Consider the following 16,114-nt stretch of genomic DNA (forward strand, 5'->3'; position numbering starts at 1 on the left):
TATTTGCAAACAATTGGTAAAAATATTTACTTGCCATTGTTATCCATATCTTTCTGTAGATAACCTCATTGCAATAATTTGGCAATTAATACTATATTTTTCTTCTTATGATAAGTTGTATCTTCTTTTTCATAATTTATGATAAATGAAATTATTGAATCTTCAGAATGTTTTGCAAAATTCTTAAATTCTTTACTTCTTGAATCTTGTCCATCTGCATAACCTGCAAAGAAATGTTTGTCATATCCAATACCTTCAGTTGAAAACCAACCACCAGAAGTATATTTCATACCAACAACCAAACCATCATTGCCCGTTTTATAGAAACCAATAAATTTCTTCTTTAAATCATTTCTACTTAAGGCTTTAGTGTAAGCAAATTCAATACCTTTTGATATGAAGTTTTCAGGATAAGCACCAAGAACAAGTTGTAATCCACTATCAGGTCAGAATTGATTTAAGTCCATATTAGAAAATAGCATCATAGTTATAGCTGCATAGATTCTAGAAGTTGCTCTATAACCAGGTAATTTTTTAATTATTTTATTCAAATCATCTTTGCTGTATTTTTTGTCAGAAACACTATGAATAAATTCTTTTATTGACGGCATAAAGATTGAACCAATCAATTTGTCTGCGCTTATTAGACTTATTAATTCAGCACCATCTCCGACTTGAAAATCAATTTTTAGATCTTGAACTTCTTCGTAAGTTTCACCATTTCTATTTTGTCTACCATATCTTCTAATAGATCTAATTGCTTTTGGCAATAATCATCTAGATTTAACATTATTTTTTATGTCATTAAAGTTTTCTTGGGCTTTGGTTTTAAATTTACCACCAAATAAAAATGAATATATTCCTGAATCTAAACTAAATATGCTTGCTTCGAAAATGTAATTTATCATATTTGTAAATGCTTTTGAATCAATATTCTCAAACAATTTCACGATGTTATCTTTATATTTAGATACAAGCGTTGGCAAGTGAATTGCATTTTCTTTATCTTTTGTTATAAATTTGATAGCACCAAGAATAGCTTTATTTTTAATTTCTTTAATTTGATCTTTAGCTTTAACATTGACTTCTTTTAATTTATCAAATACATTGTCAAGTATTGTGTTGAATAAAGTATTTTCTATAATTACAGCTTTAAAGAAAGTATCAACAAATTTTTCAATAGTATGTTTATTATTTTCAATTACGTTCTTTCTATAATGTTCTTGATCGTTAGATCACATTTTGGTTAGTATAACATCTATTTGTTTTGCTAATAAACTTTGATTGTCGTTGAAAAGTTCTTTTATAAAATCTTTAAATTTTGTTTTTAAATCACTAACATTTCCAGCACTTGCTATGGTTTTAACAACATCTATTCATCTTTTAGCAGTTTTTAAATTTTCAGCTGAATCAAATAAAATTCTAATAACATTTTCTAATAACTCAGAAGTTTTAGAGTTTTTAATAATAAATTTAATTAGATTTTTAGTAGTTTCTTGTGTTGCCGGATCATCATTAATCATTTGAACTACTTTAAATTTATTTAAGAAAGTTTCAATTTTTGTATCATCTGAACTAAATGCTTGAAAAATTTCTTTTATTAGTTTTGTAACATCTTCTTTTGATTCTTTAATTTGTTGCTGGTTTAACACATTTACCAAGAATGGTACAGAATATAATTTTCCAATAAAATCAGGTTTAGAAAGTTCTTGTGTAATTTTTGAAGGTTCTTCAACATTATCTAAAACAATGTCAAATACATAATCATAAATAGATTTATCATCTATTTTGATTCCTTTTAGTATTTCGAACATATTTTGAATTAATTTCTTAAAAAACGCATCATTGTCAGATTTTAATTCAATACTTGTATATTCTTTGAAGTTTGCTTTAATCAATCTAACTAAAATTTCTTGATTTTCAGTTTTTGTTACAAAATCTTTTCCAATTTCTTCAATTTTAGATTTAATGTAATCTTTTTCTTTTTTAACAAATTTGACCAAAATTTCTCATAGATTGGTTATTGATAATCCTTGATAATGAGTAATATCAGTGTTAATCTTTGAGATTATGTCAAATATGGTATCATAAATTTTTTGGTTGTCAAATATAGATTTAACAACTTCTACAAGTTCTGATTTTGAAACAAATTTAAGGATACTTTCTGGAAGTTTATCTACTAATGGAGCAGCACTGGATTTTAAAATGTTTTTGATAGCATTAACTACTTCTTGTTTTTTGAATGAATTGATGTTATCATTAATAAATTTGATTATAGTCTCAAATTTGTTTAATTCTTTGAATTTCTCTTGAGTAGTTTTAAATATTGATTCTTTTACTTTTTCAATATTTAAACCATTATCGCCAATAGCTTTAATACCTGCTTTTAGAATTTCTTCAACCACTTTAAATTGTTCATTTGCTTTTTTAGCAATCTCAGGAAGTAGATTTGAAATTATTACTTTTAAATCAGATTCTTCAACATTAAATGGTGAAGGAATAATTCCTTTAACCACTGAAGCTAAAACAGCTTGAAGTGAAGGTTTACGTAAAATAGCTTCTATATTATTAGATATAAATGAAATAACTTCATTGAAACTATCAGCATTAGAAAATGCTGCTTTTACAAAATCATCAAATGATTTAATAGTTGAAATTTTGCTTTCAATATTTTTAACAATTGCAGATAATGATTTTGTAAATAATTCTTTAATTTTTCCACTTACAATAAATTGATTAATAAAGTGAGTTAGTTTATCTTCGTTTAGATATTTTTGAAGTTGGGTTTTTAAAGAAGTTGGAATTATTTCTCATATAAACTTAGTCAAGAAGTTTGGTTTAGTTTCATCAGTAATTTGAAGTGCTTCTTTTAAAGTATCAAAAATTTTGTCTACAAATTCTTTTTCATGACCTTTGATCATTGAAAGAATTTTGGTAATAACTTTTACTGAAAAATCTTTTGCAAATTTAGTAAAGTCAAATGATGAGATATTTTCTTCAAAATATCTTAATAGTCATCTCATTCCATTTTTTAGTACAGAATGTTTATCTTCTAAGCTAATAATAATTTCAATAAATTTGTTTAGAAGTTTTTCAAAGTTTTCAACTAATATTTGGTTTTTTAATTTAGGGAATTTAGTTTCTAAATATCCTTTAACAAAAGTAGTAAAAATCTTTTTGTTTTCAGCATCCTTAATTAATTTCTTAATTAAATCAACAACTTTATCAGGAACATTCTTATAGAATTCAGAATCTTTTCCAATTAGCTTCTTAATTATTATTGCTTTATCAAAAGTTGATAAATCTTCAAATGTTAATGGATGTACTAGATAATAAATAGTTTCTGCTGAAAGTGTGGTAATACTATCATCAGCATAAAGTTTATCAAGCATTTGTTTGATACTTCCATTTGCTAGTAATGCATTAAGTTCAGGATTATTTAACTTCTTCAAGTAATTAATAATTCAAGATTTTCCACCTGTCATTATGTCTTCGCTTAATAAGTCTTTAATTACAACTTTAACCTTATCAACCGAACCAAAGAATTCTTGTTTGATTGTATCAAATAATCTCTTGTAAAGAGTTTCTGCGGGTTGATTTGGATCTAAAATATTTTCAACAACTATTAAAATAGTTTTCTTTAAGAATTGTTGCTTATCATCTAGATTTACACATAAGGTAAAGAAATTACGAATTAAAACAGAAATTTGTTCTCCTGAAATATGTTCCATAAACGGAACATTAGCAAATTTTGTTTTAATTAGTTTTCCGAATACATTGCTAATATTATGATCTTGAATTAGATTTTTTCTAATTAAATCTTTCGCTAAATTAATTGGACTTAAATCATTTGAATTTAGCACTCTTTCAATTAATTCTTTCGGAGTGGCAATACCATCTAGATTCAAGTCTCTTGCTAAAATAACATTTTTTAGATACTCAGAAATTCTAGTGATGTTATTGTCTGAAGTTAATTTATCATAAATGCTTTGAATTTCAGTTTTTGACAAAATTGAAGTTAAAAATGGTGCGTTTTCCAATTTTTCTTTTGCACCTGATTTATTTAAACCAAATTTAATCAAGTTTTTAAATAGTTGTTGCAAAATGGTTTGGTAAGTTTTTAAATCTTCTTCACTTGACATTAATTTCAAAATTTCAAGTCCTTTTTCAAACGAACCAAAAGTTTTTGAAATACCCGAAATAAATATTTCTTTAAATTTGTCAAATTTAAATTCAAAACCATTTTGAGCAATTTCGCCGATCATAGCTTGTGCTAGTACACTTGAAACTGAGAATTTATTTTCAAATTTTATGAATAAATTTGCAAAAGCACCAATTATATGTTTAACACCAGTTTCATTGATTCCTTCTAAAAGAGGAGCAAATTCTGGATTTGTGGTGATGAATTTAGTTGCGGCCCTTACTATTATCGGATTAATATCTGGTTTAGAAATAATTTCTTGGAATAATTTAGTAAATGATTTTTCAATTTCACTATTTTGAGCTTGGTTAGAAAAAATAGCTTTAATTAATTCTGAAAATGAAGTAACTTTATCAAATGCTTCTTGTGGATTTAATGCTTCATTTCCTGCAGTTAGAAGTGATTTAATTGAAGTTCCAAATAGTTTTGGTAAATTATCTGAATGAAGGATTTCTTTTAAAAGCAAAACAAAATCCTTTCTGTCTATAAACTTATTGTACTTATCTTCGAATTTAGTTGCGATAAATTCGATTAAAGCATTTAGTTTATTGCCAGAAAGGGCATTTTTAATAAAACCTTCGATAGCTTTTGCAAAACTATCTTTAAAGTTTTTTGTAAAATTAGAAGCTAAAAACTCTTTTAATAATTCTAAAAGATTTTCCTTCTTAAGGAAAGTTTCATTAAATAATTTAATAATATGTTCTTTTTTAAGAACTTTAACACCCGTAACTCCATCTTTATCTCAGTCAGTTTCAATTAAAAGTTTTTGGAAGTTATCTAATTGCTGGTTAATGTATTTAGATTTTTTCAATCATTTAACTAATTCTCTTGTAGCAGCTTCTCCATTCTGCTGAAAGAAACTTGGAATGTTAGCATCTGGATCAAGTTTTTGTAAATAATCTCAACGCTGACTTTTTACTAAAATTGAAATAATGATCTCAGTAATTTGATCATCGGTGAAACTTCTAAATCTTCTTGAAATATTTGTTAATGAAATATGAGATTTTACAGAATCATATATTTCATCTTCATCATATAATTTTTTAAGTGATTCTTCTTTATTCTTACCAAACACTGATTTATAAAAATCAGTGTAATCATCACTATTAAGTTCAATAAATTGTTGGTGGCTATTAGCATAATCATCAAAATAAGAATCAGTTCAACCAAAACGTTTCAAGATAGCTTTACTAATACTTGAATTAGTTAATTTTAAAAATGCATCAGTAGCAAGTTTTTTATATCCTGCTATTGTTGGGTGTAAATCTAAAAATACAGAAGTTAGTTTTTCTTGATTTTCGGCTCAGAATTCATTATCAAAAATATTTACAAAACTTACATTAGAAACTTTTGAAGTTCTAACTCCATCATAAATAGCACTAGTAAGTGGAGATATTAAATAATTAATTAAATCTTTACCTTTAATCATTGATTTAACACCATCAGGTAAAAAATCATAAAGTGAAACTAAAAATCTTAAAAATGGTGCGGGATAGTTAAATATTGCAATATTAGTATTTGGGTTAAGTTCACTAATTTTTTGAATTAAAACCTTTAATCTAGCTGAAATTTCAGCTTTTGCTTTACTAATAAACTCAGTATAAAAACTTAAAAGTGACAAAAAGTCTATTGGTTTGCCTTGTTGTGAGGCTTCAATCATTTTTTCAAGAACTTGTTGTAAATTTGATGCTCGCAATAATGAATTAAAAAATCTAAAGAAATCATTAGCACCCAGTGTTAAAGTAATTAAATTTGAATCTTTAATTTCTTTAACTAATTGTTTTTTGAATTCAGTTTTATCTGTATATCTTCCATCAAAAGTATGTTGATATACACTTTCTTCATTTTTGAAAATATCAGGATTAGCTGAAATGTATTCAGCGTCAAGTAAATCCAATCATTCTAAAATAGTAGAATTAGATGTAGCAAAGTTATTAAATTTTTCAACTCTATTTGCTTTATCTTTGTTTAAAAAATGTGCTAAATATACTGGATATGACATTCCTGAAAGCGAACCATCAGAATTTAGTGTTCCCTGGTAATCTTTATCAAGAATGCCAGTAAATCCCGCTGTAATAGAATCACCTAATGCTAAATATCTAACACGTTCATCTTTTTTAATGATATTTTTTGATTTTTGAACTTCAAGTTGCTTTGGATTAGAAGGAGTTTGTGGGTTTGGATTGTCACCTTCTGGATCGGGTGATTGTGACAACTTAAAACTGTTAAGAGTTGATTTTAGAAGTATTGAAACATTATTTGTTTTTTTATTTTTTAGTTGATAGTACACATCAACTGTACCTTTTGAGTTATTAGCTTCTAGTTTAATAACTTCGCAGGTATATTTTAAAGCATCATAATTATAAAACTTGACTTGTTCTTTAGTTAGTTCAGAAGCTTTGATTTCTGATTTATTTGGAATCTCATGAATTTTTACGTTCTGGGCGATTTTATTTAAATCATCTTCACGGCAAGAACAACTCATAGTTAAAAGAGTTGTTGTTGCAGAAGTAAAACCTAATGATGATAATATCATTAAAAGTTTTTTGTTTATTTTGCTATTACTCATAAAGTTCTCTTTTTAAATTTGAAAGGACATTTTTAAATGTCCTTATATTCTTTTAACAATCAAGCTTCGTAGTTGTTACGTACTATTTCAACTTCTTTATAAGCTGCATGTCACAAACTTTTTGTCATTTTATTGTCTTTACGCAACTTTTCAATGTTGTCATATGTTACACCAAGGGGTGTAAATATTCTCTTCAAGTTTAATCCAAGCGAAACATTTTTTAGGAATAAATCATCATGTTCTTTCTTGGATTTGTTGTACTCTTTTTGAGTTTTTTCAATATCTTTATTAACTGCTTCAAGTTCTGCTTGCAAAGTTGCATCATTAGGTGATTGCTTTAATTTTTCATTAATTTCGTCTTTTTTGGTTACAAGTTTTTTAACTTGAGCATCTATATCTTCATATTTAATCTTAAGCGCACTTACTTCTTTATCACGTTTATCATAAACTTCTTTATGCGTCTTTTGAAATCCAGATAGTTTTTGAATTAAGGTTAATGTTTTTAATTTAGGCCCATGAATTACTACAACTGAAGTTACAGTAATTATTGCAGCAGATGTAATTGGTACTAGTGTAGCTGTTAAAATTCTTCAATTCTTTAACATTGCAGTTACCTATTTTAATAGTTTCACCGCAACGTTATAGAATGTTTTGTATCCAGTACCTAAATCAATAATTGGAGCACCTAGTGATCATATTGCTTCTTGAAATGCATTACCTTTCTTTGCTGTTTCAAGATGGTAAAGATGTCTAATTCTTTTATGATCTTCTTCGTTTGGATATCATTTTTCTCAGTGCTTATCATTATGATCATCTTGTTCATCAATTAATTGTTTCCAAATTAGCATTACTGGAGCTAATTCATTTTTCATTAGTTTTTCTGGATCAGAAATATCAATTGATGTTATTTTTTCAAGTTCTGCTTTAACTTTTGGGATGATACTTTCAACAGGGGGAGTTTTATTTGGATTACCATAAACTTTATCAATATAGTATTGAGTATTTCATTCTATAAATTCTTCCAAACATTCTTTACTTACTGCATTTTTCATTACTTCATTATTACGTAGTGAACCAAAAAGTATTGAGTAAGTTTTTTCAACAACTGGGGCAAATTTTGTAATTAGATCTGAAAGTGAATTTGCAATAACTTTAATTTTTCTATTTATTGCTTTACTTAAGAAATCAAATCCTTCACTAGCATCATCTTTTAGTTCAAATGCGCCTTCTAAAATAACAGTTGTCATAGTATTTATAAGTTCAACAAAACCAAACAGTGCATCTTCCATAATTTTGCTATCACTTGAACTAAATTCTAATTTGATTATAGCTTTTGTAAATTGATCAAATAATGTAGATATAGTTTTCTTTTGCGAATCAAGCAAAATTTTAAATGCATCTTTCATTTCAATCGGATTGTTTGATGCTGAAATTAATTTTTCACCATAACTTTCCAATTTTTCTTCAACTTCATGAATAGCACGTTCTTTAGCTCTAGAAAGTGCATAAGAAATTTCATAAGTGTTGATGAAATTTTTAATTTTGATGTTGTCTTGAATTTTCTTTAAATCTGCAATTTGTTTATTTAAATCTTCAGTTTTTGACAAAGGCGAACTTAGAAGTTCGCTTGCTTTTTTCAAGTTTTCTTCAATCTTCAAACCAAGTTTTTCAATTTCTTCATTTTCTTCTGCTTTATCTAATTTTGAATTTAACTCGTTAGTTAAATCTCTTAAAGTTTCAAAACTATGTAATCAATCAAAGTTTTTAACTAGTAAATAGAAGTTAGACATTTCCAGTTTAACTTCAAGAATGTCTTTTATGCTTTTTCTTTCTTGTTCAATAGATTTTTTAGCTTTAGTAATTGCAGCTTCTACATAATCTATATAAACTTTATTTTTAGAATCATTTTTCTTAGCAATTAGATCTTTATAATTTTGAAGAAGATTAGGATAAATAGGATTTACATTTTCAGGTTTATCTGAAAATAAAACTTTTAAAACATCAGCAGTTTGATTAATTTGTTCGTCAGTGATTTTTTGAATTATAGAACTAATTAAATTAGCATAAACTGCTTTCTTTTCTTCTTCTGTTCCATTTTGGAGTTTATTTGATAGTTCAGAAGTTAGTTCTACTTGATACTTAGTTTCAACTGATGACTTTACAGCTTCATATTTTTCTTTTAAGCTTTTATCTTTGTTATCAATTTCAGCTTTGATTAGTTTTTCTAAAAGTTCTAAATTTTCTTTGATGTGAATATATATTAAATGATTTTCAAAGAAGTTGTTGGTTAGTTTTTCTTTAGAAGATATGAAAATTTCATTAGCAAGTTTTAGTAATGATTCAGAAATATGAGTTTTTTCAGTTACAACTGTTTGCTTTCAAAACTCATTTTCCATATAATCATTTACAAGTTTTTTAGAAGGTTCAGTAACTTTTATGATTGTTAATTGATAAATATCATCAAATAATTTAAACTTAGCTTGAATTTTAGAAAGTTCATCAGCACTTCAATTTTCTTTTTCTAAAAAAGAAGTCAGATTTAATTTGTTGTAATCATCAAATTTTTGAACAAAGGCATTTTGGTCAATTAAAGTTTTGAATGTATCTGAAATTACTTCTCAATACATTTGATTTTTTATATAAAATTCATCAATAAAAAATAATCTATCTTTAATTACTTTTTTAATTTCAAGAATATTTTCTTTGATTTTGTTTTGTTGCTTCACTCAATTTTCGTAAGTTAATTTGGTTAATTTTTTATCATGTTTTACTTTTTCAATTAAAGATGCTAATGATGATTTAGTAGCTGATGAAAGTTTTGAAATATTTTCTAAAACGTTTTGTTCTTGAAACTTGATTTCAGGAGCTGTGTTTAATAGATTATTACTTTCATTAGAAATTAATTGTAGTTGTGTTTGGAGTTCATCTACTGCTTCTTGATTAACTTCTGCATCATTCCCACATGATAGTGACATTAAAGGTAAAGCTACCACACTAGAGGGTAATAATGAAGATATTAATAAAATCTTTGTTTTTTTATTCATTTTATTATTTCTCCTTAAAATATATAAAACCTATGTTCTCAAAAATTTGTTTAATTTTACTATAAATATAAAAAAAAAAAAAAAAGGTTTGGAATATTATTAACAGTGTTATCATTTTAACAAGTTAAAATGATAGTAGAAATGCAAGCTTTTCTGCTTCCCAAAAAGGTAAATAATTATGCATCAAATACCCCAGAAGAAAAAAATTAATGTAAAAAAAGCGCTAATAATTTCAACTTCTACAATCTTAGGAGCAACAGCTATTAGCCTTGGTAGTTTTGGGATTGCAATCGCAGCTTCAAAGAAAAAAATCCAAAAGAACAAAAATATCAATTTAAATATTAATAACACTAAAATTGAACAAAAACTTGCACCAAATATCATAAATTTAGATGAAAAAGTTAGATATTTAGCACTTGGAGATTCGATTTCAGCTGGATTTACTGCTATGCTTTCACAAGATCATCCCGGGGCTTTTGATGCTAATACAAATAAGTTTAGTGGTACATCATTTCCAGTTTATTTAGCCAAATTCATTAATAAAATGCAGGGTGGAAATAAACTAGAATGATTTGAAAACCATTCAGTTAGTGGGGGTAGAACATACGAATTGATAAAGCTATTTGGCTGGCAATATGCTTCTTCAATTGGAATTCCACCTGATGATGAAATTAACCATAGATGAGGTAGTGAAAAACCTTATCCTAAGCCTGAAGTAGTAAAAGAAAATATATATAATGGTATTAAAAAAGCTAATTTAATTACTCTAACTTTTGGTGCTAATGACGCAATGGAAGTCATAAAACATCTGTTTAAACAAGAACCTTATTCTTCTATGTTTAGTAATTTAAGTTTTGATAAAATTGGAAGTTTAGCTTCTAATATTTTGAACTTACTTGAAAATACAATTAACGAAGTTAAAGCAAGATATATAACACTAGTTAATGAAATTAAGAAAATAAATCCTAATGCAAACATTGTTTTAGTATCTTATCCAATGCCTTTTAATAGATTGACTCGTGTAATTGATTCTCTTTTACTAAATGTAAAAGGAATATCAACAACTGCTATTGATATTTTAAATGTACAAATAATTAAATCAGTTTCCCTAGCTACTAAAACACTTTATGTAAATATATATGATAAAGAATATTGAAACTATGAACAAAGTCGGCTAACTGAAGTTATAACTGATATTCACCCAACTGTGCTTGGTTGAAAAAAAATGGCAATGGACGCTTATATCAAACTTACTACAGGCCATTCAAGTTTTGATAAATACAAAGATTTAAATTTAACTTGAAATAGTAGTTTTGTAGTTGATAATGAACAATATAAAGTTATTGACACTCTTGAAAGTACAGAAAATCTAGTAAAACAAGGTTTTTATGAATGAAAAGATGAGTGAAACAATAAAAAATATAGTAAATATGAAGATTTTTTATATGACCTTGATAATGATGATATCTATAAAAATATAAAAGATGATTACAAAATCGAAAATGTTGGTAAACGTATTTCTAAAGAAATGATGGAAACCATTGTTGATAAAGGAATATTAGAAAATTTAACATCCGATTCATTTTTAAAAGATTTTGTAGATCTAGATACTCTAACTGCTGTTTTATATAAGACAACTAATAACGTTAAAAACTACGAAATTTTACGTAAGATGTTAGTAAAGGGTAATTTAGGAATTAATTTAATAAATGAACTTCAAAGATATTTCTCAAAAGAAGACTTTGATAAAGATGGTAAACCTGGTGGTAGATATATTGAAAAAGATATGTTTATTGAAAGATTAGTTCTAACTTTCATTAATCCAAAAATAATTCACACTGATTTAATTAAACCATTTATTAGTTCTGATTTATTTAAGAACAATAAAGCTGATTGAATAAAAATTATAGTTTCAATATTTGATAAGTACAATAAGAATAGCAAAATTGATAGTATCATAGATTTAATTTTCGATTATGGTTATGACAAAAATACCAAAACCACTTTCTTAAGTGAAAAAGATGCTAAAAACTTCTTCTTAGACATTTTAAAGAATAGAAAATTAAATGAAATTTATAAATTCTTGGTAAAAATAGTTCTTGAAAATAGTGAAAACACAATCATAAAAGATAATGATTCTTACAAAACAGCAATTAGATTATGATTAACTACCAATCCGCAAGATAAAGATAAACTAATGAAACTAATAGTTGATATGGTTAAAAGTTTTGCAAATGATACTGGCAAAGAAGAAAACGAACGTAAATCAACTCAATTTAGAAAACATTTCTTGGAAAAATTAATTAATCTAAAAGCTAAATATAAAACCACATTCAAAGATAAACACAATATGGTTCCAGAAGATAAAGCAAACATTGATTTAATTAGAGGAAAAAGTATTGAAACATTCAAGATTATTGCAGAATCTGCTGACATTCAAAATAAAATTGCCGAATCAATTTACAACACAATAATTGCAGATAATAATAATGATGAACTTTCACTAGATTATTTATTCAATCACTATGATTTCTTTGATAATTTCACAGAAGCTCAACGTGAACAAATTAAAAAAGCAAAACCTATCAAAGACGATAAAGACAAAAAATAATTCAATTAAAAACACGCCTTATTTTAAAGCGTGTTTTTAGATTTGTTTTTTTATAAAATAAATTATTTAGCGTTCTTCATTGAGTTCATTACTTGTTTAATTTGAGATTCGCTTGCTTTACGTCCCATTTGTAAGAACATTACTCTAATCATTTTTTCAGTTATAGGTGGATTTTCTTTAATTTCTTTTTCATATTTTTTCTTTGCAAAAAATATCCCACCAAAAAATGCTGCTACTCCAGCAATAATAGGAAGTATTACTAATAAAACAATTCCATAGACAGGCATAAATTATTTTCCTTTTCAAACAGTTTTTTTCAAAATGATGTATATGATAAGCGGTAATATTAGAATTAATAATACACTTAAAAAGAAAATTTTTGCATAAAATTTGTGAGCTTTTGATTTTTGTTCTTGAAGTTCATTGTAATTCATAACTTCATTACCAAAAAATGATTGGATATCAACTGTTCTTTTCTTTCTAAAAATACTGAATACCACATGCATTATTAGAACAGAAGCCATTATGCTACATAAAATATAAACTACAAGCATTGGATTAGGAAATGAATTTGTAATTCATTTTTTGAAATCTAGCAATTTTCATTTAACATCTTTTAAACCGAAGAAGATTAATGTAAATACACCAACATAGAAGATTATTGCAACAGTAAGTCATGTACGACTTACTTGTTTCATTATTAATTTACGATATAAAAGAGTGATGAAAGGCGGAGTTGATAAAGCACCTAATTTGATGCTTTCACGGTATGCTACAACACTACGTGATATACCTGAAAGCTCAATTGATTCTATTATGAAAATATATGATGTAATTCCTAGCAAAATAACTGGAATGATATATCAGCCTCATTTAATTTTAGGAGTTATCGAAACATCCACAAATAAATCAGCGTTGGTAGCAAAAAGTGTTATCGCAATAGCTGAAACTATTGAAATTATTAAACATAGTATGATTGAGATTAATTTAACATTTTTTTCTAGTTTAAAAACCTTATAAATTCCATTAGGAATTATGCCATGAGGATCTTCCAGTTTATTACCTTTTTTATCAGTGGAAAGTGCTCTTGTTTGTAAACTTTCATAAGCAATACGATTAACGGTTTCGTTAATGATATCATTATTAACAATAGTATTTTCACTTGTTTGATTGATTATCGGTTTTAAGGGCATACACTAATCTCCTTTTTTAACTTCGGTTTTTAATATTGCTAAAAAAGCTTCTTGGGGAACTTCTACTGTACCAATAGATTTCATCCGTTTCTTACCAAGTTTTTGTTTTTTAAGTAACTTTTGTCTTCGGGTAACATCTCCGCCATAAAGTTTTGCAGTAACATCTTTTCGATAAGCTTTAATTGTTTCTCTAGCTATAATTTTAGCACCAATTGCAGCTTGCACTGGGATTTCAAAGTTTTGTCTAGGAATAACTTCTTTTAATTTCTCAGTTAAACTACGAGATTTGGTGTAAGCACTATCTTTATGACAAATCATTGCAAGAGCATCAATTTTTTCACCATTTAGCAGAATATCAACTTTCACAAGTTCACTTTCACGAAGCCCAATGTGTTCATATTCAAAAGAAGCATAACCTTTGGAATAACTTTTCATAAGATCAAAGAAATCAAAGATAACTTCATTTAAAGGCATTTCATAAATTAATTTACGCCGATAATTATCAATGTATTCAATATCAACATATTTTCCACGTTTTTGTTGACATAGTTCCATAATTGAGCCTAAATATTCTTCAGTTAAAAATATTGTGGCTTTAATATAAGGCTCTTCTATCATTTTTATGTAAGTACGGTCTGGAAATAATGAAGGATTAGTTATGTATTGAATGTCGCCATTTGTTAATGTAACCACAAACTCTACTGAAGGAGCAGTAGCTATAATATTTAAATTAAACTCACGTTCCAATCTTTCTTGTAGCACTTCCATATGCAAAAGTCCTAAAAATCCAATTCGGAAACCAAAGCCTAAGGCTTTTGAAGTTTCAGGAGTTCAAACAATAGATGAATCAGATAAACTAATCTTTTCTAGTGCATCTTTCATATCGTTGTAATCACGAGTATCTACTGGATAAAATCCAGTGTATACAACAGGATTTAATTTCTTATATCCTGGAAGTGGCGAGTTGGTCTTATTGTTAGTTAAAGTAATAGTGTCACCAATATTAATATCTTTTATATCACGAATAGCGGCAGCAATTCATCCAACCTCACCAGCGGAAAGTGTCTCTCTTTTTTCTTCAAATGGATTTTTTACACCAAGCTCAGTTACAAGATAAGATTTTTTGCTAGCCATAAAATAAATTTCATCACCAACACTTATTTTACCCTTGAATAGTCTTGCAAGTACAATAACACCACGATAGTTATCAAAATAACTATCAAAAATTAAAGCTTCAAGAGGAGCAGAGTCATCTGCTTCTTTTGGGGATGGAATTTTTTTGATAATAGCATCTACTACTTGGTCAATATTAATTCCTGATTTTGCAGAAATCAAAATTGCTTCAGATGCATCAATTCCAATAACATCTTCAATTTCTTTTTTGACTCTTTCAGGGTCCGCTGCAGGAAGGTCAATTTTATTGATTATTGGAATTATTTCTAAATTATTTTCAAGAGCTAAATAAACGTGAGCTAGCGTTTGAGCTTGTATTCCTTGGGTAGCATCCACTAATAATAATGCTCCTTCACAAGCTGCTAAACTTCTATTTACTTCATAAGAAAAATCAACATGACCAGGAGTATCAATTAAATGAAACACATAATCTTTGTACTTGATTTGAATAGCATTAAGCTTGATGGTAATACCTCTTTCTCTTTCTAGATCCATAGAATCTAAAATTTGAGGCATAGTTTGACGATCATTAATAGCTCCGGTGAATTCTAAAATACGATCAGCAAGCGTACTTTTACCATGATCAATGTGCGCAATAATTGCAAAATTCTTAATCTTTGATTTTTCCATATGTTTTTACTTATTATATTTAAAAAAATTTTTTTTATACATATAAATATTAAGAATTTACAAAAATTAGATTCAGAAATTTGCCATAGTATAAGTGTTTATTTATAATAAATAAAAACTAACTTTTTTAAATAAGTTGATTTTGCAGATTTTTGTTTTGAAGATAAGGCAAGTGAAGTTAATTTATATGTTAAATTAAATTTTTTATGCAAAAAAAACTTCAAGGGTTTTTACAATATTGTATAGATAATATTTCATATGATCATTATTTTTTTACCTTAACTTTTATTATTCTAATGCAAAATTAAAATAATCAATGATGCTATAATTATTCTATAAAATTTCTAGGGAAAATATTATGCAAAAAAAAGAATTATTTACCAAAAAGGAAAAAGATTTAACTGTTTCTGCACACTATTCTATAAAGGGTTCATTAGTTAAAAAAATAGAAAAAGATGCTGAAAAATATAATATAACTAAATCAAAAATAGTAAACACAATTTTGGAAGATTACTACAAAGATAAATAATAAAAACATTCTATAATTATGCTAACTTTATGCTATAATTATTGTTATACAAATATTGCTAATAAAAAATAAAAATTTTATATACCAAATTAATAAATAACTTTTTAGCAAAAAAGGTGTTATTGAAATGGTGTTGAAGTGTATTATTATTTTAAACAAAAACA

General features: G+C 26.5%; 8 protein-coding genes. 2 read left to right on the plus strand and 6 right to left on the minus strand.

Annotated features, from left to right (window positions below; translation table 4 throughout):
• Positions 1-26: 26 nt before the first annotated feature.
• The 3 genes from JN03_RS08245 to JN03_RS08255 are packed head-to-tail and all read right to left on the minus strand — an operon-like array spanning position 27 to position 9,814.
• The gene (locus JN03_RS08245) at positions 27-6,770 is read right to left on the minus strand and encodes an SGNH/GDSL hydrolase family protein (protein ID WP_134076419.1); all 6,744 of its coding nucleotides are present in this window, start codon (positions 6,768-6,770) and stop codon (positions 27-29) included.
• Between the two features lie 32 nt (positions 6,771-6,802).
• On the minus strand, positions 6,803-7,375 hold the full coding sequence (locus JN03_RS08250; RefSeq protein ID WP_036441696.1) for a coiled-coil domain-containing protein: 573 nt from the start codon (positions 7,373-7,375) through the stop codon (positions 6,803-6,805).
• 9 nt (positions 7,376-7,384) lie between these two features.
• Positions 7,385-9,814, minus strand: coding sequence for a synaptonemal complex protein 1 (locus JN03_RS08255; protein ID WP_119863961.1), 2,430 nt, complete (start codon positions 9,812-9,814; stop codon positions 7,385-7,387).
• A 178-nt stretch (positions 9,815-9,992) separates the two neighbouring features.
• On the opposite strand from JN03_RS08255, the gene JN03_RS08260 reads away from it, so the two are divergent.
• Complete coding sequence (locus JN03_RS08260) at positions 9,993-12,425, plus strand: SGNH/GDSL hydrolase family protein (RefSeq protein WP_134076420.1); 2,433 nt, start codon at positions 9,993-9,995, stop codon at positions 12,423-12,425.
• A 62-nt stretch (positions 12,426-12,487) separates the two neighbouring features.
• Here the strand turns inward: JN03_RS08260 and JN03_RS00210 are convergent, their stop codons facing one another.
• From JN03_RS00210 to lepA, 3 genes are read right to left on the minus strand one after another with little or no spacing between them, the layout of a single operon-like run.
• Positions 12,488-12,712 carry a YneF family protein gene (locus tag JN03_RS00210; RefSeq protein ID WP_036441721.1) on the minus strand — a complete coding sequence of 75 codons (225 nt, stop codon included), beginning with the start codon at positions 12,710-12,712 and terminating at the stop codon, positions 12,488-12,490.
• Positions 12,713-12,715: 3 nt separating this feature from the next.
• Complete coding sequence (locus tag JN03_RS08265) at positions 12,716-13,618, minus strand: MSC_0882 family membrane protein (protein ID WP_036441724.1); 903 nt, start codon at positions 13,616-13,618, stop codon at positions 12,716-12,718.
• Positions 13,619-13,621: 3 nt separating this feature from the next.
• The gene (lepA, locus tag JN03_RS00220) at positions 13,622-15,421 is read right to left on the minus strand and encodes a translation elongation factor 4 (RefSeq protein WP_134076421.1); all 1,800 of its coding nucleotides are present in this window, start codon (positions 15,419-15,421) and stop codon (positions 13,622-13,624) included.
• A gap of 358 nt (positions 15,422-15,779) precedes the next feature.
• On the opposite strand from lepA, the gene JN03_RS03515 reads away from it, so the two are divergent.
• A complete protein-coding gene (locus tag JN03_RS03515; RefSeq protein WP_166666745.1) occupies positions 15,780-15,950 on the plus strand; it encodes a hypothetical protein in 171 nt (56 codons plus the stop codon).
• Positions 15,951-16,114 lie beyond the last annotated feature (164 nt).

Source organism: Metamycoplasma hyosynoviae, from assembly GCF_004365165.1.
GTDB lineage: Bacteria > Bacillota_I > Bacilli_A > Mycoplasmatales > Metamycoplasmataceae > Metamycoplasma > Metamycoplasma hyosynoviae.